The organism is Kitasatospora sp. MAP5-34 (genome assembly GCF_029894335.1).
Taxonomy (GTDB): Bacteria; Actinomycetota; Actinomycetes; order Streptomycetales; family Streptomycetaceae; genus Kitasatospora.
Map to the genome: position 1 here is coordinate 1 of NZ_JARXZC010000053.1, position 26,427 is coordinate 26,427.

Below are 26,427 nucleotides of genomic sequence, written 5' to 3' on the forward strand. Positions count from 1 at the left end.
CCGCCCGCTCCCGGACCTCAGTGGGGTATGGCTTCCTCATAACGGACTCGATCCTTCCAAGAGAAGGAGTCTCGGTCAAACCCGCAGCGGTTCAGTTTGAGCCAGTGATCCGTGCTGACATCGCATCACAAGTAGGCGCGGAACTGTCGCATGCGGAGCGGGTCGATGATCGAATGGGCTCGCCATATGGGCGCCGCCTGGCCACCGCGGTCTACCTTTACTCCCTCACGCGTGACGTGCCGGGCGTCCAGCCACCCGAGCTGTTCGGCGCGTCGCTCGTCCCTGGAGACGACCCGAACTTGCTTCAGAAGGCTCTCGATGGTCTCGAGACCGCCTGCTGGTATCTGCACGCCGATGTGCGCGGCTACCGATTCTCGACCGAGGCATCCTTGGTGAAACTGATCCAGGAGGCCGAGAGTGAGATAAGCGTTACTAAGGCGCGCACCAAGGCGACGAAGATCCTCACAGACCAGTTCCGCGACAGCACGCTCAAGGTGCGCCGACACTGGGACGATGCCAAGGTTCCGGACAATGCCGAGGACGCCTGGCTCGTGGTCATGCACTGGGACGACTTCGGTGACCCACGCGGCGTGCTCCCTCACGGCGCCATTCCTTCCAAGATCCAGGAACTGTGGGAGCGGACTCCGTCAGGCGGAGTCCGCGAGTACCGGAATCGGTTGGTGGTACTGGCGCCATCATCGGGCTCGCATGATGCGATGGTCCGCGCCGTGAAGACACACCTCGCACTCGAAGAGCTCTCCACGAGTTCCGATACGCTTGGCGCCCTGACTCCTGAAAAGCGTGCCGAGCTCAAGGACAAGGCCAAGGAATCGGCGCTCATTGCTCGGGTCGCTGTCTGCAACCACGTGAACGTCCTGTACGTGCCCATGCCCCAGGGTCTCGAAGCAGTGCAACTGGATCAGGTCACGACCTCTTCGGTATGGCCCAACCAGACTGATGCAATCCTGAGTCGGCTTGCTGCGATGGAGAAGACGCTCCGCGCCGGGGACAAGGCAATCGACCCAGCTCATGTGAAAAGCAAGCTTGGCGATCTGATGAACCGGCCGCAACCAACCGAGGAACTAGTCAGGGCATTCGCCAGGCGCCCAGATCTCAAGATGGTCTTCGACCGGGCCCAGCTTGTCTCCCTGATCAGTGCCGGCGTCCGCAACGGAGTATGGGAGTACCAGGACCCAGACCGTGGCCACGATGGCTGGGCAACCAAGGAGCGCCCCGGAGCAAGCATCCGCCTAGCGGCTGACGTCCTCTTGCACCCGCCCGGTTCCGCTCCATCGCCAGCCGAACAGGCGTGCCCTCTTTGCGACACCGTCCATCCCGGACGCGGATGCCCGGACGAAGCCCTCAACGGCACTCCGGGAGGCGGCACCCAGCTCGGCCTGCAGCCAGCCAAACCCTCTGTGTTCAACGGAACCGGCGCGGCCGGGAGCGCCTTCGCTCAGGCTCGTGGCGCAGCGGCGGATTTGCAGCGCGAAAGTCTCCGGAAGCTGAAGATCGAGATCGATCACCTGGGAGCTGGAGGCGGCCCGGAGCTGCTACGCCTCCACTCCATCGTGCCCGCAGCGACTTTGGGCGCGGATCTGACCTACGACGTGGATGTAATTGTCACTCTCGGCGACGGACCGCAGCACACGGCCAAGGTCTCCTATTTGGGCGCTCCTGGAGACTACGCTCCACTCCGAGAGGCCCTCAAGCAGTTGCTCGGACCTCGCGAGTCAGTCCTCAAGGCAGCGGTAACTGCCGTTTTCGCGGTGCCGCTCCCCTTGTCTGGGGACGCAGTGGAACGCTTCGCTCAGGCTGCGCGAGACACTGGTCCAACCAAGTGCAGAATCTCAATGCACACTGAGAGTGACGAATGAGTCGAGCCGAGCAGTACACCTGTCTAATTACCCGCGATGAGGATGGACGCATCGTCGCCGTGGATGTCGACGCAGACGATCTTGACGGCGGCCACCGCACCATCCACGTCAACGGCGGCCGCGCGACGCACATCGCTGCACCGCTCCAGGACGTGCTACGTGCCGCCGGTTTTCGTGGCCGGGAGTGGACTTCGCGCAAGCCGCTTGAACTCGACCCGATGCTCGGGGCTCACGCCGAACTACTGCTGCGCGCGGTAAAACCGCTCCGCCGGACCGATCGCATCGTGGATATCGCCGAGGGTGTAGCAGGAATGAGCCGAGAGGAGGCGGCGTACTGGCACGCTCAGGTGCAGCACCGCCATGGCCTCAAGGCGCTGCGCATCCTCCTAGATGGCGGAAAGCGGCGGTGATTTTGCTGCGTAGGTGCGGGCCACTGAGGAATGCACCCCGTTCTATAGGCCAGCCCGAATCAGCAACGGGATACCTTGAGCGCGATCAACAGATCCTGCCTAGACGTGCGGCGAGTCATCCGGCAGGAAATGTGCATCACTAATCCTAAAGCAATCAATATCAATTCACAGGATCAAATGGAGGACGCCCGGTGAACCGGAGCCTGATCGAGCAGTGGTTGCCGGTAGCGCCGATCGGAATCGAGAGCATTCGTGAGCGCTCGACATTCACCGCACTTCCTCCCTCTTTCGCCCTCCACGTATGGTGGGCGCGGCGGCCTCTCATCGCCAGCCGCGCGGCTATCGTTGCGTCCGTCCTTCCGGCTTGGCCCTCGGAGGAAGAGACATCTCGGGATCCGGAGGCAGCTCGCGTACTGAAGGAGCTCGCCGCAGAATTTCCCGGCGGAGAACCCGAATATCACAGCTGGTATATCCGATCTCTCGGCATTCATGGAGATGCAGTTGCCGGCTGGAATGCGATCCAAGCAGCCAAGGCTCGAGGAACTAAGACCGAAGGCAATGCTTACGGATACGATCGCGCTTTCACGTCCAGCCCCGACACTAAGACAATTGAGCGAATCAAAAGACTTTCCGCTCTGCGGACCGGCGAGGATGCCAACAATAATGGAAATCTGGTAGTTCTCGACCCATTCTCCGGCGGCGGATCAATCCCATTCGAATCATCTCGATACGGATTCGACACCATTGCGAATGAATTGAATCCTGTTGCTACGGCAATCTTGCAGGGAACTGTGGTATTGCCTGCCGAGCAGGGGCCAGAATTCGTTGGGCTTATCAGGACGTGGGGCGGGCGTTGGTGCGATAGAGTGCGCAAGCGCCTGGAGGAATTCTTTCCAATCCAGCATGCGGACGAACGTCCAGCTTTCATTTGGGCACACACGGTCCCCTGTCCAACGACAGGACGGCCGACGCCACTTTGTCCAGACTTCTGGCTTGCACGAGGCAACTCGGGTCGAAGTATTGCGATCAAGCTTGACGTAGACAAGCAGGCTGGAAGCTATGAGCTAGCCATTGCCGAAGGCGAAGAGGCAAAGCAATGGGGGGACCGATCCACATACAAACGCGGCGGGGCCACCAGCATTTGGACGGATGAAACATTCTCGGGCGACTATATCCGAGAGATGGCGTCAGAGGGCCGACTGGGACAGATGCTGCTGGCGGTCTCCATCGCTCGGGATAGCGTGAGGGGTCGACAGTTTCGCGCTCCAACGCCGGGTGATCTAGAGGCAGTCAATGCCGCCGATCGAGAGCTGGAGCGGCGACTGCCCGGCTGGGAGATCGCCGACCTGGTCCCGAACGACGCAATTGATAGCGTATCGAACTATGATCGCGGACACCGCATGTACGGGATGAGTCAGTGGTCTGACTTCTTTTCTCGGCGCCAGCTGCTTACCAACGTAACCGCTCTCGAGGAGCTCAACAATCTCGTCGGTGAGGCGCGTCGCGAACTTGGAGAAGAAACAGGCGCTGCTCTAGGGCTGTATCTGGCACTGGCGCTAGATAGGGCATGTGATTACAACGGGCGCCAGTGCAGTTGGGATGCGACGCGGCTCAAGGTCCGCAACACGTTTGATAAGCACAACTTTAATTTCAAATGGGCCTTCGCGGAATTTGATGGCGCCCACTCACTGCTACCTTGGTCGATCAAGCAGCTGGAGCGCGTTTACTCCGGGATGTGCAAGCTAGCGGTGCAAGGTGCGACCCTAGACGATCAACGGGAGCGCCGCGCTCAAGCCCGGATCATTCGAGGATCGGCCACGTCCTTGCCACTTCCGGATGCATCTGTTGATGCCGTGGTAACCGACCCTCCATACTATGACAATGTCATGTATGCGGAGATCTCAGACTATTTTTATGCCTGGCTCAAGCGGTCGCTGCGGGATGTGTGGCCACAGTTTACTGACCTCGTTACGACCGACAAGCATTCAGAAGCGGTAGCGAATCAAGCCCTCTTCAAGGATGTTGCCGCTGCAGCTAAGCGCGGCAGCCTAAAGAAGAGTGGCGCCAAGAGTGCAGCGCAGCTTGCTGACGAGCGCTATGAAGATCTACTCAAACAGTCCTTCCGTGAGGCCCACCGCGTTCTGAAGTCTTCTGGCATCCTTACTGTAATGTTCACGCACAAGCGCATTGACGCCTGGGACACGCTAGGTGCAGCCCTTCTCGATGCGGGATTTTCAATCGATGCCTCCTGGCCTGTACAGACCGAGAGCGAGCATTCGCTCCACCAAGCGAAGAAGAATTCAGCTGCGTCAACGATTTTCCTGGCTTGCCGCAAGCGAGCTGGCAGCGAGCCAGCCTACTGGTCCGACATCCGGCGCGACGTCGAGCGAGCCGCAGAAGAGGCAGCTACCCGTTTCGCCTCACAAGGAATGACAGGCGTGGACCTGACCATCGCCACTTATGGTCCCGTACTGTCAGTGCTGTCTGACCGGTGGCCCGTCTTTACTGGCGAGCTCGACAACGACGGCAACCCTGAGGTCCTGCGACCCGATGCCGCCCTCGACCTCGCGCGTGAGAAGGTCGCTTCGCTAAAGAAGCGGGAGCTGCTTGGCGGCCGAGACATCGACTTCGACAGGATCACCGACTGGTACTTGCTCGCATGGAGCGACTTCGCGGCTGCCGAGTTTCCGTATGACGAGGCCCGCAAGCTCTCCATTGCGACCCATCTAGAGCTCGACGATCTCGCCAAGCGGCACAAGGTGGTCAAGGCATCAAGCGGCAGCGTTACCTTGCTTACGCCGGCGCAACGAGTCACAGCTGGAGCGCTTGACCCGGACGCCACGGATTACGAGACCTGGCTTGATCGGCTGCACGCTCTGATGTCTCTCTACGACTCGGATGGTCTCGGTGCGGCAAAAGCTTGGTTGAACCGCACTGGTCTCGCAGACGACAGCACCTTTGCAGAGGTCGTTCGTGCCGCACTGCACGCGATTCCACGGGTAAAGGACAAGGGTGCTTTCGCCCGCCCTGAGGCGCGGGTTCTGGACAGCCTCCGAGCGGCGCTGTTCGATCACATTGAGCCGCCTGCCGACGAGGTGGAGCCTATCGTCCAGCATGAGCAGCAGACCTTTGGCTTCGATGTCTGAGGGCAAGGGTATGACGACGCCTGGGTTGAGAGGATTGGACCTTAAGCCAGGATATGACTCCAGCGACCGCGTGTTGGAGGTTTTCTACATTCCGGCACTGTCGCGATCAGTGCATTATGACCGCTCGGTTGGGTATTTCCGCTCCTCCTCGCTTAGTGTCGCCGCGCGTGGCCTGTCCCGCTTCATCAACGGTGGCGGACGTGTGCGCCTTCTGTGTGGCGCCGAAGTCAGGTCTGAGGACCGAGATGCACTCCTGGGCCTGGCCGGGATCGGCCCGGCATTTGCCAAGAAGCTCGCGGATGCGCTGGTCACTGAGTCCGAAGTGGATCGACGTCGCCTCGAGGTGCTTGCCTGGATGGCGAAGATGGGGCGCCTCGAAGTACGAATTGCGATTCCAGTTGACAATGACGGGACACCTATCGTCGGTGGCAACATGGATCCCTACTTCCACGAGAAGATCGGTGTCCTTCGCGACGTGGCTGGCAACGGCGTCGCCTTCCAAGGGTCGGTCAATGAGTCAGCCCAGGCGTGGACACGTAACTTCGAGTCGTTCTCTGTCTATCCCTCATGGACCGAGGGAGCCACGTACTTCAGTCACTGGGCATTGAAGTTCGAGGAGCATTGGGCTGGCCGGATGGTCGGCTTCAAGGTGTACGCGCTCCCAGATGCCGCCTCAGAGCGCCTGTTGAGCATGGCGCCGGACGTGATGCCTGGAGAAAGGGATCCGGAAGAGCCAGAGCCGATGGGTGACGATGCTGTTGTCGCCCGCTACCTGCAGGTGGCACCCGCCCTCGTGGGAGCAGAGGCTCTTCCAGTGGCAACGACGGGACTGACGCTGTTCCCCCACCAGCAGCAGGTAGTTGAACGGCTTGCCGGTCTCTACCCTCGCTCCTGGCTGCTCGCGGACGAGGTCGGTCTCGGCAAGACAATCTCGGCCGGCATGTCATTGCGTAGGCTCTTGCTTTCCAAGCGAGTTCGACGGGCCCTGATTCTGGCGCCCGCGAATGTGTGTCGCCAGTGGCAGGACGAGCTGTTCGAAAAGTTCGGGCTGTGGGTTCCCCGTCTTGAGGGTGGCAAGATCTACGGTGCTCACCCTGATGACGTGCGCAGTGTCGTCCCCGGGGTGAACCCGTGGGAGTCCGAGCCAGTACTGATCGCCTCGAGTCATCTGGCACGTCGTCCGGTCGAACAGGAGCGTCTCCTTGCGGCCGGCCCGTACGACCTCGTGATTGTGGATGAGGCACACCATGCTCGCCGTACGCACATTGATGAGGACGAATATCGCCCCGGTCGCCTCCTGGAACTGCTGGATCGCATCACACAACGCGGAGCAGCCAAAGCACTCTGGTTACTGACTGCGACGCCAATGCAGGTTTCCCCAATCGAGCTGCGCGACCTACTTATCCACGTAGGCCTACAGGGCCCTCTGGCCAGTCCACATGCCTTCGAGAGGTACTTCCGAGAAGTCGGCAGGGGCGATGGTCCCAACGACCGCAGAACGGCTTGGGCGTGGTTGGACAATACCCTGCGTGATACGCCTCGGCTGCCGCGTACCGCTGCTGAGGAGGCGGTCCTGCAGGGTATCCGAGATCAAATTGGTCCGGTAGCGGCAGCCCGAATCGAGAAGTTCGGCACAGGAGACTTGCCTGGAGAGGAAATCGCTCAGGAGCTGACGCTCAGCGGACGCGCTGCCTTGCGGGAGTGGCTTTCTCTGCTCAGCCCTGTCGGTCAGTTCGTTACTCGTCATAGCCGTGAGACGTTGAAGCTCTACCGGGATCGTGGCCTCCTTACGGAGAACCTGGCTGATCGGGATACTCAGCCCGTCGTCATCCCCTTCACCCCCGAGGAACAGGAACTCTACAATGAGCTCGACGACCTCATCGACCGGCTCATGTCTGCTCATGGAAGCAGGCGTGGTGCAGGCTTTGTCCTCACCGTATATCGCCGTCGCCTAACCTCGTCCTGGGCTGCGATCCAGATGACCTTGACGAAACGACTCAACCGGGAGGCGCTAGCGCTCGACGACGACCAGGCGGCGGAAGAATTCGAGGAGGCATGGGGTGACACTGGTCCAGATAGCGGGCTGGAGACTGGAGAGGGGCATCAAGTCAGTGACGCTCAGGCGCTACCGCTGACGTCGACCGAAATAGAGGACATCCGAGGGTACATCGACCGGATGAAGAATGTCCCGGATTCGAAGTTTGACCGATTGCGCTCTGATCTGGACTCTGCCCGTGGGCGGGGACATTCAGCCATTGTCTTCACCCAGTACACTGATACGCTTCTCAGCCTCCGGGACCGGTTGGTCGGCGCCTATCGATCACAGTTGGCGACGTTTACAGGGCAGGGTGGACAGGTCTTCCGTGAACACGAGGGCTGGGTCGACATCTCCAAGCGTGACTTGGTTGACGCTGTGCGATCCGGCCGCGTGACCGTCCTGTTGGCCAATGATGCGGCCAGTGAGGGTCTCAACCTCCAGGCGTGCAGCTTTCTGATCAACTACGACATGCCGTGGAACCCGATGCGTGTAGAGCAGCGTATCGGACGAGTCGATCGCCTCGGTCAGGCGCGTGACGTTGTACACATCCGAAGCTATTTTATTCCCAACACTGTTGAGCAAGACGTTTACGCGGCACTTTCCGGTCGAATCGACAACTTTCGTCAGCTACTTGGTCAGCTCCAGCCTATTCTCGGCGCGACCGAGCACGCGTTCCAGACGATCTTCAAAGCACCCAGGAGCGAGAGGGTATCGGCTCAACAACAAGCCATCCGCGAGCTGGTTAATCAGATCGACGTGGTCCGGCAGGAAGGTGTCAGCTTCGGATCCGAGGATGCAATGCCGCTACCCGCGCACGCCCCTTCCCCCGTCGCATTGGAAGACCTGCGCGAGGTGCTCTTTGAGCGGTTCGGTGCAGTGCTCGATGCGGCCGGTCGGCCAGTCACATCTGACCCCTCACGGACGTCACGTGATGGAGAGAGCTGGACGGCACTGGCGACGTATGGTCATCCGGCCCTGAGCGAAGTGCTCGCCCGTAGGGCCGGAACCAGTCTTCCCGACGACAGCGCGCTGATCATCACCGGCGACGGGGCCTGGCCAAGTGTTGCAGTGCGTGCTGACCGCACTCCGCCCACTCTGGTGCTGGGGCTGAAAGACGTTGACGGTCTGGGTGCTGCGGCCGCACGTGGCGAGGCTGAAGAGACTGCCAATACCATCAGAATCAATGCTGCATCAGAACAAAGGTCCTACGAAGAGGCTCTCGCCACCACTCGGAGGCAGCAAGCGCTAGAGGGAATCCGAGCGAAATTCGTCGCCTTGATGCATGAGGCATTGGCTGCTGGCTGTGCGGCCACGCGCTATGACGGAGGTGCTAGCGTCGATCCTCTGACAATCTGGTATGCCCTGACCACAGAAAGGACCTCGATGTGGGGCTACCTGGAGGCAACCCGCGTGAAGCTGAACGTGCCGCTCGCGAGCCTTACTCCGGCCCGTCTCAGCACCCAGTTCGAACCTATCTCTTCAGAGGCATGGGACGAGCAGCGTCGTCATCTGGGGATTCTTTTTGGCGAATTGATGACGTCTATCCGAGCCGTCCTCCTCTCGCGGTGAGGGGTTCGGGCCGCGTCGGAGTTGCTCATCGCAACGACTTGAGTGGTCCACGCTGAGTTATCACTGAGGTTCTGGCCAAGCCATCGATCGCCCAGAAGGCCGTAGGTCAGCGTTCGGCCGACACTGTTGCTGTGACTCTTCGATCAACTGATCCGGCAGCCCGAGACTGCCCCTCTGGCCTCGGTGCCGTGCGGCGCTTCGCTGAGGGGGACTCGGTGGAGGAGCTGACCTGCTTGCTGCATCGCGCATACGCCGATCACGCCGCCGCTGGGCGGGTGTTCTTTGCTTCGCACCAGTCCGCGCAGGACACGGCCTACCGCCTTGGCAGGGGTGAGTGCTGGGTGGCGTTCCGGGGGAGCGCGATGGTGGCGACGGTGACGGTGGCGGCTCCTTTCGCGGCCCCGGAGGGGTACCCGGCCCCGGCGGGCGCGGGGTCGTTCTGGCAGCTGGCTGTGGAGCTGTCGCAGCGGGGCACCGGGTTGGGGCAGCGGCTGCTGACGCTCGCGGAGGAGCGGATTGCCCAGTTGGGTTCCGGACAGGTGGTGATCGACACGTCGTCCGAGGCGACCAAGCTGGTCGGTTGGTACCGCCGGCGTGGCTACGTGCCGGTGGGCACGTGGCGGTGGGACGTCACCAACTACGACAGCGTCGTCCTGATGAAAGACCTGTTGGCGCGCTGATCGTGGTGGCGGGAGGCATGCTGCGGGCAGCGGCTCCGCCTGGGGCCGCTGCCCACAGCATGCTCATGCACCTGGGCGTCTACTGGTTGAGGGCGCGGGTCGCGTCCTGGACGGCGATGCTGAGGGCCTCGTCGAGGGCTTCGACGCGGCGGCCTCCGGCGTTGGCGACTGGTCCCTTGCCGCCTGTGCCGCCGCCTACGGCGCGGGCGGCGGCGGCGAGGATCTGGCTGGCTTCGGCTCCGTCGCTGAGGAGGCTGGGCGTGATGGCGGCGACGAGCAGGGCTTTGCCGTCGTGTTCGGTCCCGAGGACGACCACGGCGCGGTCGTTGCGGAGGCGGTCGGCTGCGCCGGTGGCGAGGGTGCGGAGGTCGTCCGCTCCCAGTCCCGTGACCCGTTGCGAGACGATCCGGCCGCCGGGTACCTGGCGGGAGCCCGAGGCGAGTTGCCCGGCCTGGGCCTGTAGGTCTGCCTCGCGCAGGCGGGCGAGCTCGCGCTGGGTGGTGGCCAGGGCGTCGAGGCGCTTGTGCAGGGCCTCGGGGGCGTCCTTGGGGCGGGTGTCGAGGAGGCTGGAGAGCTCTTCGAGTAGGCGGCGTTCGGTGTCGTGGTGGCGGAGGGTGCCGTGGCCGGTGAGGGCTTCGATGCGGCGGTGGTTGGAGCCGACCGAGGAGTCGCTGAGCAGGCGGAAGGCGCCGACCTGGGAGCCGTGGCCGACGTGGGTTCCGCCGCACAGTTCGCGGGAGAAGTCGCCGATGTCGACGATGCGTACCGTGTCGCCGTACTTCTCGCCGAACAGGGCGATGGCGCCGGCGGCTTCGGCTTCGACGCGGTCGGCGTGCCAGGCCCGGACGGCGGGGTCGTCGAGTACGTGGGCGTTGACGGCGGCTTCGATCTCGGCGAGTTGGTCGGGGGTGAGGGCGGAGAAGTGGGCGAAGTCGAAGCGGAGCCGGTCGGGTTCGACGAGGGATCCCTGTTGGCGGGCGTGGTCGCCGAGGGTGGCGCGGACGACGGCGTGCAGGATGTGGGTGGCCGAGTGGGAGCGCATGAGGCCCTTGCGGCGGTCGGCGTCGACGATGGCTTCGCCGCTCGTTCCGGTGCGGATTTCGCCTTCGAGCACGCGGGCGCTGTGGATGCGGAGGCCTTCCAGGCCGTAGCGGGTGTCGGTGATCCGTAGCAGGGTTCCGTCGGTGGTGCCCAGGGTGCCGGTGTCGCCGATCTGGCCGCCGGCCTCGGCGTAGAACGGGGAGCGGTCGAGGACGAGTTCGACGTCGGTGCCTGCGGAGGCGGTGGTGGTGACGGTGCCGTCGAGGATCAGGCCCAGGACGGTGACCTCGGCGGTGAGGTGGTCGTAGCCGAGGAAGTCGGTGCGGGGCAGGTGGGCGGACAGTTCGCGGTAGGTGTCCTGCTTGCGTAGGGCTTGGGTGGTCTTGGCCTTGCCGCCGGTCTTGGCGCGCTTCTTCTGTTCGTCCAGCAGGGTGGCGAAGCGGTCTTCGTCGACTGTCAGTCCGGCGTCGTGGGCTGCCTCGACGGTCAGTTCCAGGAGGAAGCCGAAGGTGTCGGCGAGTTCGAAGGCGGTCTCGCCGGGCAGCGCGGTGGAGTGGCTCTCGCGGGTGCGGGTGATCGCGGTGTTCAGCAGCCGGGTGCCCTGGGCGAGGGTGCGTGTGAAGGACTCCTCCTCGGCGGTGACGACCTGTTCGATGAGGGCGGCTTGGTCGGAGAGTTCGGTCCAGACGTCGCTGAGGTTGGCGATCACGCTGCTGGTGGTCGGTGCGAGGACGTCCTGGTCGATGCCGAGCAGGCGGGCGTGGCGGATCGCGCGGCGCATGAGGCGGCGCAGGATGTAGCCGCGTCCGTCCTTGGCGGGCAGGACGCCGTCGGCGATGAGGAAGGCGATGGAGCGGGCGTGTTCGGTGACGACCTGGAAGGAGACCTTCTCCTCGCCGGTGCCGGGGTAGTCGCGGCTGGCGAGTTCTTGGACGGTCTTGAGGGTGGGCAGGAGCAGGTCGGTGCTGCAGACGTTTTCGACGCCCTGGAGGATCGTGGCGAGGCGGTCGAGGCCAAGGCCGGTGTCGATGCTCTGCTGGGTGAGGTCGCCGAGGATCGGGAAGTTGCCTTTCTTGTCGCCCTCGCCGCGTTGGGACTGCATGAAGACGAGGTTCCAGAGCTCCATGAAGCGCTCGCCGTCGACGGCGGGGCCGCCTTCGGGGCCGAAGGCGGGGCCTCGGTCGTAGTGGAGCTCGGAGGAGGGGCCGCAGGGGCCGGGGACGCCCATGGACCAGAAGTTGTCATCCAGGCCCAGGCGTTGAATGCGTTCGGCGGGGACGCCGATCTTGCGCCAGAGCTGTTCGGCCTCGTCGTCGTCCTGGTAGACGGTGACCCAGAGCCGGTCCTTCTCCAAGTTGTAGCCCTGGGTGAGGAGTTCCCAGGCGAAGGCGATGGCGTCGGTTTTGAAGTAGTCGCCGAAGGAGAAGTTGCCGAGCATCTCGAAGAAGGTGGCGTGCCGGTTGGTGCGGCCGACGTTGTCGATGTCGGAGGTGCGGGCGCACTTCTGGATGCTGGTGGCGCGCGGGTACTCCGGGGTGACCTCGCCCAGGAAGTAGGGCTTGAACTGGTTCATGCCGGCATTGGTCAGCAGCAGCGTGGGGTCGGAGGGGATCAGCGGACTGGATGGGACCTCGCGGTGCCCGCGGGAGGCGAAGTAGTCCAGGAAGGTGGAGCGGATCTGCGTCGAGCGCATGGCGGTATGGCCTCACGGAAGAGTCGTGGAGGGTGGGAGGAGATCACACGCCGAGCCGGGCCGAGAACAGGGACTGAGAAGTTCTCAGTTCTCCAGCTCGACGCAGATAGCTCGCGCCCCCACGGTGTAGACCATGACTCCAGATCCGTTGCTCACAGGCGGTACAGCCAGCACTGACAGAACGGTGTGCTGTAGCCGCACAACCAACATAGCGGGTCCCGCGTCAAGATCGCTTGAGTTCTTCGTCTTGCCGCGACATGCCCACCAGAACGAGCAGTGCGGCGGTCACGTCCATCGGGCGTGGGAGGACAACGTCGGCGCCGGACGGGGCGAGCGCGGTGGGGCGGAGAAGCCCCAGCCTGTGCTGACCAGCTGTCACCCAGTCAGCACAGGGTGCCCTGCTGGCGTACGGGGTGCACCGCGGAAGACCTGTCGGGCATGCCACTCGCGATGCCGACCGGCGACGGGTGGAAGGTCCACCTGCGGACCGAGGACCGGCCGCCCGGCTAGCGCGAGCACGTGCTGCTTGCTCGCCTCGCTGCGACCGACGAAACGCTGCGAGACAAGAATGCGATGGCCATCGCCCAGGCCCAGGACGCCCTTGTCGAAGAGCTTGTGGTGCAACGAGCACAGGCACAGGCCGTTGTCGACCTCGTCCGGACCGTCGTATGACCACCAGCGCACATGCGCGGCCTCCAGGCCGACTGTGCTCGCGCCGAGCATGCCGTCGTAGCCGCAGAAGGCGCACTGGAACTCGTAGGCCGTAAGGACGAGTTCACGCATTCGTCGATCCCGCTGCCGTCGCGCAGCGGTCTCCGCGCCACCCGGCAGGCCGGCCACGGGTCCGGTCTCGGCCAGCTCAAGGTCGAGCCCGACGGCCTCGCACAGATCGCTGTGCAGTGACGGCGGGAAATGGATGTCCAGCAGCACTCTGGCCAGCCGCCCCAGTAGTGAAGGCTCCCTGGCGAGCGCTGTTCGCAATTCTGGAACGAGCCTGCCGGTGGCGCCGCTGGAACGGAGAGTCCGGACCCCACTCCCCGGGCTTCCCTGCCCACGATCGGTCCTGACCTCCCACACGCCGTCACTGACCAGATGGTGGAAGGGGTACGCGGGGGTCGTCGGGTTCGGTGGCCCGTACTCGACCAGCAGCCGCTTCAGCTCCTCCTCGACCGCGCTGTAGCGCAGTTCACCATCAGCATCCTGCTGGAAGCTGCCGAGCGCGTACAACAGCAACAACGGCTTGTGCGGCGCGCGGACCTCGTTGTTCGTCCACTGCCGCAGATTCGCAACCCGATCGAGCCAGTCCATGGCCGCCAGCGTAGTTCGTGGCACCGACGTCAACTCCCTGGTGGCGCTTGACGTCTAAGCCTAGGTAGGGGTACGTACCAGCGAGATAGTCGCCGATCTTGTGGCGCATACTGGGGTGGATGTCGTACTGGTCGATGTCCGCGGGCTGGATCCAGCAGACGCCGTCGGCATCGTCGTTGATCGTGAGCTCGCCGCCGACGGGACCCGATGTAGGTGCTCTCGTGCTGCCGACGGATCCCCGGTCGGTGGAGGCGACGATGTGGTGGGGGTTGGTGTAAACCCGAGGAAGTCGGTGGTCTCGGCGATGATGCCGGTTTCCTCCGACGGTGGCGCAAGGCGAAGTCCACCGACTACGGGGCAGCGCCAATTTCGGACAGCCCTCGGGAGGCGTCTGGGGATCGCAGCGCCTTCAGTCTTCGAACGTGGTGGTGGGGCCAACTCAGCCCCACCACCACGTCGGGTCATTTGTCGATGCGGGCGATCTTTCGGCCTGCCTTGAGGTAGAAGGTCGCTTCCCCGGCGATGTCGGCCGCGCTGACGAGGGCGGACAGCGGCTGCTGGGTGGCGTCCTGGTCGAGCTGGGTGGTGTGCTGTTCGCCGTCCGCCGTTTCGGCGATGAGGCGGAGGCCGTTCTGGGCGGCGACGCGGCGGGCGGCGGAGTTGCTGGGGGCGAAGCCCAGGACCTGGGTGAGCAGGGTGACCAGGGGGGTCTCGGCGTGCTCCTTGAGGGAGATGGCCGGGAGGTTCTGGGCTTCGCCGAAAGTCCGCTTGGAGAAGCGGGCGGTGAACTCGGCGCGGGCGGCCTCCGCGGCCTCCAGGCCATGGAGGGTGGCGGTGACCTCGCCGGCGAGGATGCGCTTGACGGCCATGGGGTGCGCGGTGCCGTCAGCCACGCGCGCGGTGACGGTGGCGATCTCCTCGTCGGTCCACTCGGTGAGCTGCCTGAGGTAGGGCTCGACGAGGTGGTCGGGGATGGACATCAGGCGGCCGAAGATCTCGTCCGCGGAGGAGGAGAGTCCGACGTAGTTGCCCTTGGACTTGCTCATCTTGGAGCCGTTGCCGTCAGTGCCCTCGATGAGCGGGGTGGTGATGATGACCTCAGGGGCCTGCTCACGGATCTCCATGACCTTCCGGCACATCTGGAGGTTCAGGAGCTGGTCCACGCCGCCGAGTTCGACGTCCGCGGTGATGGCCACGGAGTCGAGGGCCATGACGACGGAGTACACGAACTCGGCGACCGACAGGCCGTCGCCGGAGGCGAGGCGGCTGCGGAAGTCCTCGCGCTGGAGGGTCATCGAGACCGGGACACGGGCCAGGATGCTCACCAGTTCGGGGAGGCTGACCTTGTTCAGCCACTCACCGTTGAAGCGGAGGTCGGCGCGCTCGAAGTCGATGAACGGGGTGACCTGCTGCTGGTAGCCGCTGAGGTTGTGGGCGATGTCGGCGTCGGTGAGCTCCGGGCGCTCGGAGGAGCGGCCGGAGGGGTCGCCGATCTTGGCGGTGACGTCGCCGATGATGAAGACGACGTGGTGGCCCATGCGCTGGAACCGGGACGCGATGATGATCGGCACCGAGTGGCCCAGGTGGACGTCCGGGGACGTCGGGTCGATGCCGTACTTGACCACGAACGGCCGGCCCTCTGTCTGGGCGGTGGTGATCTTCTCCGCTAGCGCGCTCGCGGAGGGGATGACGTTGATCGCGCGGCCTTCGACCAGCGCGGCCTGTTCGGCCGGGGAGAGGTCGGTCAGGTCCAGCGAGCGCCGACGATAGGTCTCTTCCAAGAGCCGGGCGACCGTATAGTCCGCGGCCAGGTCCGATCCCTTGAGGATCTCCATGGCGCGGACTACGGACTCGCTGAGACGGCTCATGGCGTCGTTACGCTCCTGGGTCTGTCGGCTGGTGTGACCAGCAGGTATGGGGGAAGCACGCGATTTTAGCATCGGGGTATACCTCGCCGCATTTAGCTGATCACGTTGCGCTTCGGTTGAGCAGCGGAGGAATCGTCGAGGCCGGGACGGTGGCCAGGGTCGGCGGCGGTGGGGCGAGCGGGCGGTCGCGGGCAACGCTGGCGAGGCTGCGGAGCCATGCGCTGAACGGGGCGTGGCCGCGGCGGGAGTGGTAAAGCATCGCGGTGAGGGGGCGAACGGCGTGGAGGCGGTGGCCTTGCTGGAGGTGGGCTTCCACTCGGTGGCCGGCGGAGCGGGCGCGGTAGCGGTGGGCGATCCGGCGCAGGGTGGTAGCGGTGGCCCAGGTGGGTGGGGCGACCGCGAGGGCAATGAGACGGTGGGCGAGGTCCGCGCAGACGTCGGCACGGTAGTGCTGGGAGGCGCCGTTGAAGGTTCGGTCGGTCATGCTCGCCGGGTGGAGCCGGTAGTTCACGAGGGGCTCGGTCAGGGTGTGGCCGTGGCCGGCGTCGCGCAGCGCGTGGAAGTGGATCTCGTTGGTGACGGGAAGAAGGGTGCGGGCTGCGTCGCGGCGGACGAGGAGGGTGCTGGTGTTGCCGCCGGGGTGGGGCTCGGGCAGCAGCGGGAGGCCGTCGACGCCGACGACGGTCTCCCAGTGGTCGATCAGGAGGCGGCCGGGGGTGATGGCGGCGGCGCAGGTGCGGAGTTTGGCGGGGTGGAACCAGTCGTCGGCGTCGAGGGGTGCGACCCAGTCGCCCTCGGCGAGGATCACGGCGTCGGTGAGGGTGTGGGCGAACCCTCGCTGGGGGCGGCGCACGACGCGGACGTGGTCCTGGTGGCGGCGGCAGACCTCGGGGGTGTCGTCGGTGGAGCCGTCGTCGATGACGAGGATCTCGTGGAGCGTGTAGTGGCCGGGCTCCTGCTCCAGGCAACTGGTGATGGCCCGGTCGAGGTAGCGGCCGTAGTTGTGGCAGAGGATCACGCAGGAGATCCGGGGCAGCGGCGACGGGGTGTTCGTCATCGGTGGCCGCCTTCGTAGAGCGCGAGGTGGGAGGCGAGGACGTCCTTGTGCTCCTGGGCGCGGTGGTCGAGGAAGGCGTGGTCGAGGCGGCGCGGGGTGGCGGCCGTGCGCGCGGCCGCGGATTCCAAGGCGGTCAGGAAGCGTTCGCCGAAGAGGTTGGGGTGCCCGGTGGTCCAGTCGAACCATTCGGGTTCGGGGACGGCCTGGCCGTGCTGCTGGTGGAGGCGGTGTTGTTCGGGGAGATGGCCGACGCGGGCGCAGACCGGGATGAGGCCGAGGTCGAAGGCGAGTTCCAGTTGGCCGGAGTGGGTGCCCCAGAGGTAGGGGAGCAGCAGGAGGTCGCTGGCGAGCGCGGCGTCCAGCACGTCGGCGTCGGTGGGGTACGGGCGCATCGTGATCCGGATGCGGGGGTCGTGGCGGGCGGTGTCCAGGAGCGCTAGCAGGGGGTTGGGGGTGGTTCGGGTGAAGTCGGCGGGGCTGGCGGCGCGCAGGAGGAGATGCAGGGTGTGGGCGGGGTCGCTGGTGGCGAGCGACCAGTTGACGACGGGTGAGATCTGGTCGCGGTTGGCGCGGGTGGCCCCGTACAGGAGGGTGCGGACGCCGGCGCCGGGGAGACGATCGCGGTGGCGGAGGGTGTCGGGCGGTACGACGTAGCCGTGCGGGATGACGGTGGCGGGAGGCTCGGTGCCCAGGAGGGCGGCGAGGTCAGCGCGGGAGCCTTCGGTGAGGCAGATCCAGGGGACGTCGGCGGCGAGGAGCAGGTGCAGGCGGGCGAGGAAGGCGTCGGCTCCGGCGCTGTCGCCGCTGAGCATGGGGCGGGTGTCGTGGGCGGTGAAGACCACGCGGACGCCGGCGGTGGCGCAGGCGTCGAGGAGGCGCTCCAGGACGGCGGGGGTTTCGAGGTCGATGTGGTGGAGGTGGAGGACGTCGAGCCAGTCCAACGGGGTGTGGTCGAGGATCCAGGAGGCGGTGACGGCGGCGGGGACGACGAGGCCGGGGCGGATCTCGGTGGGCTCGGGGCCGGTGTTCAGGGTGTGGATGCCGGGGCCGTGGAGCTTGCGGGCGTAGGGGGTTCGGGCGGGCAGGTGGACGACCCGAAGGCCGGAGGCAGAGGGCGTGGTGGTGGCGGTCATCGGCGGACCTCGGGCAGGCCGACGGTGACGAGCTGGGTGGACATGCCGTGGGAGGCGTCGTCGCTTCGGGTGATGCCGGCGTAGTGGATCTCGAAGCCGCGGGCGCGCAGGAGGGCCTGGAACTCGTCGCCGGCCCATTCGCGGACGTGGCTGGGGTTGCGGGGCGGCCCGGGGGCGTCGTAGCCGCTGCGGAACTCGCGGGCGGGGGTGGAGAACACGGCGGCGGAGCAGCCGTCGGACAGGAGGTTGCGGGTGAGCGTGAGGAGCGGGAGCGGGTCGAGGAGGTGTTCGATGACGTCGGAGCAGACGACGAGGGAGCCTCGCAGGAGATCGGGGCCGAGGGGAAGGTGTTCGGTCTTCTCCAGGTTGGCGTCGATCCACTGGCCGAAGGGGTGGTTGTCACGGCTCCAGGCGAGGTTGTCGCCGAAGTCGACGCCGATGTAGGTCCAGTTGGGGCGTTCGGCGGCGAGGGCGGCGAGTTTGCCGGCGCGGCCACAGCCGAGGTCGATGAGGGTGTCGAGACCGTAGTGCTCAGCGAGGGTGGCGGCGTACGGGTAGACGTCGGGCTGCCAGGTGACGTCGTCGTCGGCGGTGTCGGTGAAGTACTCCACGGTGGTCCGGTGGCGGTAGCCGGCCCGGATGTGGTGGGTGGTGGCGTCGCCGAGGGGCTGACGGGAGAGGACTGGGTACGGCGCCGGGGACAGCGCAGGAGTGGTGGACACGGTGGACTCCTTCGGTTGCGTCACGGCTGGGGCCAGAGCGAGAAGATGCCGATCAGGCGCTCGGTGAGCTCCTCGCGGAGCTCGCGCCAGCGGTGGCCGCCGGTGCGGCGGGCTTCGGTGGCCAGGTCGTAGGCGTGGCCGCCGGTCTCGGGCAGGCAGGCGAACATCTGCAGCAGGGCGGAGGTGTCGTCGTCCGATCCGGAGTCGGTGTCGGCTGCGAGCAGGGCCCGGATGTCGTCGGGCGGCAGGGCGGCGGTGATTCCGGAGCCGGGGATGCTCTTGCTCATCTTGGGCAGGCCGCCGAGGCCGGGGATCATCTTGGTGTAGATGCCGGAGAGGCGGTCGGCGGGCAGGCCCCAGCGTTCGGCTCCGCGCCGGGCGAGTGCCACGTACTTGTGCTCGTCGACGCCGAGGGAGACGAGGACGTGGCGGTCCTGGGCGAGCAGGTGGACGAAGTCGGCGGCCATGAGGAGGGTGGCCTGCTTCATGCCGTAGGTGAGGTGGTCGAAGACACCGTGGTTGCGGTAGAGGCCGGAGAGGTCCTCCTCGGCCCAGCTGAAGTCGGCGTCGTCCAGGTGGCGGGAGAGCAGGAAGGCCGTGGCCAGGACGTCGGTGTTGCCCTCCTGTCGACGAAGGACTCCGCACTGCTCGTCGAAGCCGAGCCGGCGTACGAACTCCTCGTACTGGTCGGCCAGTCGACGGACTTCGGCCAGCGGGGTGCGGCGGGCGTTGTAGGAGTCGAGGTCGCCGAGCACGATCTGGACGTGCAGTCCGTGCTGCTGGAGCGTGACGGCGCGCAGGAGTTGGAAGACGGTGCCGGCGTGCGGCGGCCCGCCGAGGCCGACACCGGTGGTCACGGTGGCCGGCTTCCCGCTGGCGACGGCGGTCGCGAAGGCCCGCGCTCCGGTGTGGCACATCCACTTGGTGCGCAGGTCGTCCGGGCTCAGGTCCGCGAGCGGGAAGTCGATGGCGCCGAGGGCGGGTTCGGCGTCGGCCTCCAGGATGACGCTGCCATTGGCGGCAAGGGTGGCCTCGGGCGCGATGCGCTCGTAGTTGTGGCTGGCGATGACGTCGTCGTAGTACGCGGAGTCGAACTTCATGGTGCGGTCACTTCCTTCTCCGAGGAGGTCGCGGTGGAGGTGCCGGTGGTGGAACGTGATGCGAAGGCCCGGCGGACGAGGGGCTCGAAGCCGTCACTGAGGAGGTTGCCGAGGACGGTGTTGCTGGGCGCGGCCACGCTGCCGAGATCGGCGGTGACGGTGCCGTCGGCCAGGACCCAGACCCGGAAGGGGTAGGGGTCCTCGGCAGCGCGGGTCGGCTGGTCGTACACCTGGATGCCGGTGCCGGACAGCAGGCCGCGGACGTGGGCGACGGCCTCGGTGAACGCCTCGCGGTCGTAGGCGTAGAGGTCGGCCTTACGGGAGTTGGCGCGGCCGATCGGCCGGTACTGGGAGATCAGCCAGTACTCCACCGGCGTGCGGGCCGCGAGGCCAGTGATCGTTTCGGCGAGGCTGGGAAGGGTGGCCAGGGAGGCGGCCGTGGTGAACGTATTGAAGGCCAGGCGGCGCCGGTCAGAGACGAGCAGAGCGATGTTGGCCTGGAAGGCGGCGAAGTAACCGCTACCGCGGAACCAGTCGGCGCTCTGCCCGTCGGGGCCGTCAACGGCCAGGGAGTAGAGGGTGACGTGGTCGCGCAGGGCCGCGTAGCGGTCGGCGAGTAGGAGACCGTTGGTGTGCAGGTTGGTCTCGAAGCCTGCGGCTTGGGCGTGCTGGAGTGCGGGCTCCAGGTGGTTGTCGTAGGGCATGACCGGGTCGCCGCCGGTGAAGACGATCCGGTGGGCGTCCGACTCGGCGCGGACACGGTCGATGACGCGGCGGACGGTGGCCTCATCGGTGTGCACGCGGTTGCGTTCGCGGTAGCAGAAGCGGCATACCCCTGGAGATTCGGCCGTCTTGGGCAGATCCCACGCGTTGCAGTCGGTGTTGAGGACCAGGTGCACGATGCCGAGTTCGTCGCGGGTCAGCATGCGGTCGTCTCCCTGCCGGAGGACGGAACGGCGAGGCGCCCGAAGGCGGGGACGTTCTGGGGCGAGCGACGCGGGGCGGACACGGTCGAGGTGGCCCGGTGGTCGCCGGGGAGTCGCAGAAGGGCATCGACCGTGCGCGGGGCGCCGCCGGTGAGGGATACGAAACGGCGCAGGGTGTCCAGGGCGGCACCGTCGTCCAGGACAGCATGCGCGGTGTCCAGGCCAGCCCACAGGGTGGGGACTGCGCGGGCGGTCAGCATGAGTACAGCCGCGTTGAGGGCGACCGTGCGCCGGGCCACTGCCGGGGCGCGGCTGGCGAGGAGGCGCACGACGGCTGCGACGTTGGCGCGCGGATCGGTGCGCTGCGCGAGGGATCCGAGGTCGACGAGGGGGGCCACGGCACCGGCGGCCTTGGCGACAGCGCGCCCGAACTCCGGGTCTTCCTGGCCAGCTGTCAGGCGGCAGACGCGGATGGTGCCGCCGGGGATGAGCTCGTCGACCTGACTGCCAGGTACGGGTGAGGAGTTGACGACGGTGACGTCGCCGAGGCCGAGCCGGTACAGCAACCGCGCGGACACCCCGACCGCCGGGTGGGACAGGCCGTAGACGAAGCCCTGGCAGGCCACCGGGCTCAGCAGGGCTGGGAAGCCCAGGCTCAGGGCGTGCACGGCCTGGAAGCGTCCGCCATAGCGTCGGTCGAATTCCGGTACCCGGTTCTCGATGGAGAAGAACCCGAAGCCGCACTCCCCCGCGATGTCCACCATGGCCTGCGCCGGTACGGTCTCGCAGCGCGCGCCCACCACGTCCATGAAGTCCCGGGAGCCGGTCCGGGAGGAGGCGCTGCGCGAGCCGAGCTTCGCGATGTGCGCGCCGCCGGCCGCAGCGACCAACGCGGCAGCCGAGCTGAGGTTGATCGTCTTGTACGTCTTCTTCCCGCTGCCGGTGTAGCCGACCAGCCGGACCCCGGACGGTGGTGTTAAGGACTCCCAGGACCTGCGGTCCAGCGTGCTGGCGGCCCGGATCGCAGCCTCCACCTCGGCCGGACGCGGCCCGCGCAGGAGCAGGCCGGTCAGCACGCTGCCGAGCATCACGTCACGGGTCGGACCGGCGGGCAGTCCGAGCAGCTGCAGCAGACCGTTGTGGACCTCGGGCGGGGAGATGTCGGCAGAGGAGTTGACCTGGTGCACAAGCGAGGGGATGGAGACGGGCCGCGGAGGGGGGACGGAGGATGAGTGCATGGTGGAACTCCCAGGGGTGCGGTCAGCGGCGGAAAGTGAGCAGGACTTTCGGCGGGCGGTGTGCGGCATCGGGGTGGAGCGCGGCCAGGGCGTCAGGCAGCCGAGCGAGCGGGTAGCGGGTGGAAGTGAGGGCCGTAGCCCATGCGCTGTCTGCCGCTTGGACGAGGAGCTGGAGGGCGTCCCGGAAGTCGTCGCCATTGTTCGCGCGGCAGTGGGAGTACGAGCCCCTGAGGGTGATCGAGCGCCGGAACACCTCGCGCAACGGAGTGGATAGCTTCACCTGCGGGGCGTAGGCGTTCTGGACGAGGATCGTCCCGCCGTCCCGTACTGCTTCCAGGGCCTGGAGCAGCGGGGCGGCCGAGTGCCCGGACGCGGCGTCGACCACCGCGTCACACGTACCTGCTGGAAGCCCAGACTCAGGGCAGACGGTGACGCCGGTGTCGGCCAGCAGAGTGCGGAGCCGTTCCTCCTGGCCCGGCCTGCGGGTGGCGAGGAAGACGTCCCACCCGGATCGGGCCGCGCTGACGGCGGTGCAGATACCCAGGGTGCCCGCACCGATGACCCCGAGGCGGCCTGCGCGAGAGGAAGCTGGTGCGGGCAGGCCGCACCGCACGCCGTGCAGGGCGACCGCCACCGGATCGGCAAGGACGAACACCGCCGGATCCGCCGCGCCGGAAGTCAGCGGTACAGCGTTCCGCACGGGAACGCGGACGGATTCGGCCAGACCGCCGGGCAGGTCCCAGCCGACGCGCCGTAGGCCGGGGCACAAGTGGAGGCGGCCCAGGGCACACTCGGCACATCCTTCGCAGCCGACCAGTGGGTTGACCGCGACCCAGGTGCCGGTGCGGGTGTCGATGCCGACGACCTCGTGGCCGGGAACCCATCCTTCGGGCAGCGGCCCGCACCAGGCATCCGAACAGAGCTTGCCGGTGTCGCTGCCGCACAGGCCCGAGAACCGCACCCGGACCTCCGTCGTCCCGGCATTCGTCGCGGATGCGGCGCGGCGCACGGGTGCAAGGCGCGGCGAACGGCTCGTCCCGTCCAACCGGGCCTCCCAGACGAGCGTGTCGACGCCGGTCACCGGACGTACCCCCGGCTCAGCCTCGCGATGCCCAGCCAGGTCGGCAGGTACTCGACGGACCGCAGCGTGACCCCCGGCCAGTCCTTCGCCTGGTCCCCGAAGGCCAGCGCGGCCGTGCCTCCGCGTCGTTCCACACGGACCGCCCGCATCCTGCAGCGCAGTGCCCCGACCAGCTCCGAACCGCCGCCGTCGCCGCAGTACAGCACCGAATCCGCTGCACACCCGAGGCGCTCCACAACCTCCGCGTACAGATGCTGGGCTGGCTTCACCGCCCCCTCGCGGCAGCTAAACAGCGCTACGTCGAACTGTGCGGCGAGCACTGAGCGGTCCCACGCCTCGGCAACGTCGGGGGCCGCGTCGCTCAACAGGCCCAGCCGCAGCCCGGACCGCCGCAACGCCTCGAGACTCTCCAGCACTGAAGCGTCAGGACGAAGTCGCTGCGGAGCCAGCCGACGCAGCGCTGACTCCATCCGAGGCACGTATCCGGCCGGTGCCCCGCACAGTTCAGCGAGGTGGGCAGCGATCTCACCGGTTGTACGCAGCGTCCCGTCATGGCGGGCCTGCCAACTACCCCCGAGCGCCTGGTCGGCGAGCGGGTCCGACACGCGCAGCGCGGTGGCGATCTCCCGCACGGCCTGCGCGCGCTCACGGCTGTCCGGGGCGGGGACCAAGGTGCCGAAGAGGTCCAGGACCACGGCGGTGGGGCGCCACGTGGAAGACTCCGCGGCTGCGGTCGGCATCAGCTCCAGGAGCCCGGTCGGCTCGGCGTTGCTGTCGCCGATCGTCACGTCTGAGACGTCGATCGAGGCGTTCATGAGCGAGGTCGCCCTTCAGCCGTCCGGACGGCAGGCACCGTACTTCGCCTTCCGGGGAGCTCGAACAGAGCGAGCTTCTCGAAGTTGTGGTCGAGCACCGCGCCGAACCGCTCGAGAGTGCGGCGGCTGTTCTGGACGGTCGTGCTGACGCGTTCCATGACGTGCTCCCCTTCGTGGTCGAGTAGGCCGTGGCCTGGCTCCGTGCGTGCGGAATCAGCCCCAGTGCGAGGCGCAGGACCTCGGATCGGGGTGAACGGTGGATCAGTGGATGCGTCGAACTCCCTCCACATCGCGGCAGTAGCGGTGTGTAATGGATCGCGAACGCTTGAGAGACATTCAGCCGTGCCACGGATGGCCTGACCAGTACCGGCAATCGGACAACGGTCGCTGTCCACAAGAGACGCCTCGGGGGACCAAATGCCGCGACCGCCAAAGCCTTTGGACCCGACCCGGTCGGCAGCGCACTGGCTTGGCGCCGAACTCCGGCACTGGCGAGAGCTACGCAAGCTGAGCCAGGACGAACTCGGCGCGCTCGTACACCTCAGCGGCGACTTGATCAGCAAGTTCGAGCGGGCCGAGCGCCCTTGCAAGCTCCGGCACGCCACGGCGCTGGACGCCGCACTGGACACCGGCGGCGTTCTCTCGCGAAGCGTCGCGCTCGCCGAGGCTGAAATGGACAACCGCTCCCGGGAAATGGACAACTCGCCCAGCAGGACCACAATCCCTCCCCGACGGGCCGGGGCCGGGGGCACGCTGGAGGGACCGCTGTCTGCCCCCGAGTGGAACGAGTCCATTCCCATGGAACGACGGAACTTCCTTGCCGCGACCAGCACAGCTCTCGCGGCCGGTCCCCTGCTCCAGCTGATGAACGCCGCGCCAGCTGCCGCCGCACCCTCCGTGGTGCGGCCCGCCGACGTCGAGCAGATCCGCGCGGCTGCGACCACCCTGCGCAGTTGGGACAACCTCTACGGCGGTGCGGGTGTGGTCCGCGATACCGCCCTCGCCCAACTCCGTTGGGCGGGTGGCCTGCTGAACAGCAGCTGCCCGGCACCGCTCAAGGCCGACCTGTTCAGCGCTGTCAGCCGCCTGGCCACGGTCGTCGGTGCCTCGGCCTTCGACGCCTTCGCCCACGACGACGCCCACCGGCTCTTCGCCTTCGCCACGTCGTGCGCCGAGGAAGTGGACAACTGGCCACTGCGCGCCATCTCCTACAACCTGCGCTCCCGGCAGGCCACCTGGCGAGGCGATCCGGACTCCGGACTCACCCTCGCCGAACTCGGCCTCGCCCGAGCGGACCGTCTCTCGCCCGCCGAGCGATCCATGCTCCACAACGCCCGCGCTCGGGCTCTGGCGAAGATGGGCCGCACCCAGCAGACGCTGACCTCGATCGGCTTGTCCGACGACTCCTTCGCCTCAGTCGTCCCCACTGACGAGGGGTCGTGGATGGCCTACTACGACAGCGCGCAGCACCACGGCGACACCGGCCACGCTCTGTTCGACCTCGCGCTTGCCGGCCACCCTCCGCAGGGAGCCCTCCGTAGGCTGCGAACCGCCGTCGACAGCCACGGCGACGGATTCGCCAGGTCGCGCACCTTCTCCCGAACCAAACTGGCCACCCTCCGGATGGCCGCCGGCGATCCCGAACAGGCCCTGGCCGACGGGCGTACTGCACTCGCCGAGGTGAGCCAGCTCCGCTCGCTGCGGGCCAACCACGAACTGGGCGAGCTGGGCCGCGTCGCCCACCGCCACCGCACGATCCCCGATATCCGGGACCTGCGCGAGCAGATCACCTCTACGGTGGCTGTGTGACCAGCGTTGACGACTCCCACGCAATACTGCTGAAGGCCTGTGCCGCCGCAAGCCTGTCAGCGGACCAGGCCGAACCCATTCGCATCGGGGAGAACGCCCTGTGGCGCCTCCGCCACCAGGTCGTCGTCCGCATCGGCCGCCCCGGGCAGTGGGACGCCGCCGTCCGAGAGCTCGCGGTCGCCCGCTGGCTGCGCACGTGCGAGATCCCGGCCGTACGCCCGCTCGACCATCTGCGCGAGCCCCTGGACGTCGCGGGCAGCCCGGTGACCTTCTGGCACGAGCTGCCCGCGCACCGCCCCGGTACCGCCGCCGACATCGCACCACTCCTCCGACGCCTCCACGAACTCCCCATCCCATCCTTCCCGTTGGGTCGGCTCGACCCGTTCGTCCGCCTCGCCGAACGGATCGATGGCGCGGCCACACTCGACGACGAACAGCGGCAGTGGCTTCGCGGTCGCCTCACCGACCTCCGCTCGGCCTGGTCGAGCCTCCCTGCCGGCTACCCGGCGAGCGTGATCCATGGCGACGCCTGGGGTGGCAACGTTGCGGTCACCCCCACGACCGTCTATCTCCTGGACTTTGAACGGACCTCCCACGGGCCGCCCGAGTGGGACCTGACCGCCACCGCCGTTGGGCACGGCACCTTCGGCACAGTTACCGACGAGCAGTACACGGCATTCTGCGAGGCGTACGGCGCCGACGTGACCACCTGGGCCGGCTATACGATCCTGCGCGACATCCGCGAGCTCCGGGTCACCTGCTTCGCCCTCCAGCACGCCGCCGCCGACCCGCGCCACTACGGGCAGGAAGCCCACCACCGACTCGCATGCCTGAGGGGACAGTCTGGGCCGCGCCCTTGGGGTTGGTCTGCCGTCGGTTAATTGGACCGAACTGCTTCTGACACGGCACCTCGCGG

The 26,427-nt window shown here is 66.7% G+C and carries 19 protein-coding genes; 7 read left to right on the top strand and 12 right to left on the bottom strand.

Annotated elements, in window-relative coordinates:
* The 5 genes from P3T29_RS29790 to P3T29_RS29810 form a co-directional block, all read left to right on the top strand.
* A partial coding sequence (locus P3T29_RS29790) for a hypothetical protein (RefSeq protein WP_280719792.1) occupies positions 1-1,877 on the top strand: 1,877 nt, incomplete at its 5' end.
* Positions 1,874-2,287, top strand: coding sequence for a hypothetical protein (locus tag P3T29_RS29795; RefSeq protein ID WP_280719793.1), 414 nt, complete (start codon positions 1,874-1,876; stop codon positions 2,285-2,287). The genes P3T29_RS29790 and P3T29_RS29795, both read left to right, overlap by 4 nt.
* Before the next feature lie 191 nt (positions 2,288-2,478).
* Positions 2,479-5,433, top strand: a complete 2,955-nt coding sequence (locus tag P3T29_RS29800) for a DUF1156 domain-containing protein (protein WP_280719794.1) — start codon at positions 2,479-2,481, stop codon at positions 5,431-5,433.
* A complete protein-coding gene (locus P3T29_RS29805; protein ID WP_280719795.1) occupies positions 5,426-9,040 on the top strand; it encodes a helicase-related protein in 3,615 nt (1,204 codons plus the stop codon). The genes P3T29_RS29800 and P3T29_RS29805 overlap by 8 nt, the downstream gene beginning before the upstream one ends.
* Before the next feature lie 215 nt (positions 9,041-9,255).
* Positions 9,256-9,720: a GNAT family N-acetyltransferase gene (locus tag P3T29_RS29810; protein ID WP_280719796.1), complete on the top strand. Its 465-nt coding sequence runs from the start codon at positions 9,256-9,258 to the stop codon at positions 9,718-9,720.
* A 79-nt stretch (positions 9,721-9,799) separates the two neighbouring features.
* Here P3T29_RS29810 and alaS read toward each other — a convergent pair whose 3' ends face one another.
* From alaS to P3T29_RS29870, 12 genes are all read right to left on the bottom strand, one after another.
* Positions 9,800-12,454: an alanine--tRNA ligase gene (alaS, locus tag P3T29_RS29815; protein ID WP_280719797.1), complete on the bottom strand. Its 2,655-nt coding sequence runs from the start codon at positions 12,452-12,454 to the stop codon at positions 9,800-9,802.
* 375 nt (positions 12,455-12,829) lie between these two features.
* Complete coding sequence (locus P3T29_RS29820; RefSeq protein ID WP_280719798.1) at positions 12,830-13,762, bottom strand: phosphorothioated DNA-binding restriction endonuclease; 933 nt, start codon at positions 13,760-13,762, stop codon at positions 12,830-12,832.
* Positions 13,763-14,223: 461 nt separating this feature from the next.
* Positions 14,224-15,630, bottom strand: coding sequence for a tyrosine--tRNA ligase (tyrS, locus tag P3T29_RS29825; protein ID WP_280719799.1), 1,407 nt, complete (start codon positions 15,628-15,630; stop codon positions 14,224-14,226).
* Between the two features lie 100 nt (positions 15,631-15,730).
* Entirely contained in the window at positions 15,731-16,687 is a 957-nt protein-coding gene (locus tag P3T29_RS29830) for a glycosyltransferase family A protein (RefSeq protein ID WP_280719800.1), read from the bottom strand.
* Positions 16,684-17,820, bottom strand: a complete 1,137-nt coding sequence (locus tag P3T29_RS29835) for a hypothetical protein (RefSeq protein WP_280719801.1) — start codon at positions 17,818-17,820, stop codon at positions 16,684-16,686. Before P3T29_RS29835 ends, P3T29_RS29830 begins: the two co-directional genes overlap by 4 nt.
* Positions 17,817-18,542: a class I SAM-dependent methyltransferase gene (locus P3T29_RS29840; RefSeq protein WP_280719802.1), complete on the bottom strand. Its 726-nt coding sequence runs from the start codon at positions 18,540-18,542 to the stop codon at positions 17,817-17,819. Before P3T29_RS29840 ends, P3T29_RS29835 begins: the two co-directional genes overlap by 4 nt.
* Positions 18,543-18,562: 20 nt before the next feature.
* Positions 18,563-19,642, bottom strand: a complete 1,080-nt coding sequence (locus P3T29_RS29845) for a hypothetical protein (protein WP_280719803.1) — start codon at positions 19,640-19,642, stop codon at positions 18,563-18,565.
* Positions 19,639-20,568 (bottom strand): radical SAM protein, encoded by a 930-nt coding sequence (locus P3T29_RS29850; RefSeq protein ID WP_280719804.1) that lies wholly within the window; start codon positions 20,566-20,568, stop codon positions 19,639-19,641. The genes P3T29_RS29845 and P3T29_RS29850 overlap by 4 nt, the downstream gene beginning before the upstream one ends.
* Positions 20,562-21,755, bottom strand: coding sequence for a hypothetical protein (locus P3T29_RS29855; RefSeq protein ID WP_280719805.1), 1,194 nt, complete (start codon positions 21,753-21,755; stop codon positions 20,562-20,564). The genes P3T29_RS29850 and P3T29_RS29855 overlap by 7 nt, the downstream gene beginning before the upstream one ends.
* A 73-nt stretch (positions 21,756-21,828) precedes the next feature.
* On the bottom strand, positions 21,829-22,887 hold the full coding sequence (locus P3T29_RS29860; protein WP_280719806.1) for an alcohol dehydrogenase catalytic domain-containing protein: 1,059 nt from the start codon (positions 22,885-22,887) through the stop codon (positions 21,829-21,831).
* Entirely contained in the window at positions 22,884-23,702 is an 819-nt protein-coding gene (locus P3T29_RS29865; RefSeq protein ID WP_280719807.1) for an HAD family hydrolase, read from the bottom strand. Before P3T29_RS29865 ends, P3T29_RS29860 begins: the two co-directional genes overlap by 4 nt.
* A complete protein-coding gene (locus P3T29_RS29870; protein ID WP_280719808.1) occupies positions 23,699-23,860 on the bottom strand; it encodes a hypothetical protein in 162 nt (53 codons plus the stop codon). Before P3T29_RS29870 ends, P3T29_RS29865 begins: the two co-directional genes overlap by 4 nt.
* A gap of 259 nt (positions 23,861-24,119) precedes the next feature.
* Between P3T29_RS29870 and P3T29_RS29875 the strand changes: the two genes are divergently transcribed.
* Positions 24,120-25,511 (top strand): helix-turn-helix transcriptional regulator, encoded by a 1,392-nt coding sequence (locus P3T29_RS29875; protein WP_280719809.1) that lies wholly within the window; start codon positions 24,120-24,122, stop codon positions 25,509-25,511.
* On the top strand, positions 25,508-26,392 hold the full coding sequence (locus tag P3T29_RS29880) for an aminoglycoside phosphotransferase family protein (protein WP_280719810.1): 885 nt from the start codon (positions 25,508-25,510) through the stop codon (positions 26,390-26,392). Before P3T29_RS29875 ends, P3T29_RS29880 begins: the two co-directional genes overlap by 4 nt.
* The last annotated feature ends 35 nt before the right edge of the window (positions 26,393-26,427 follow it).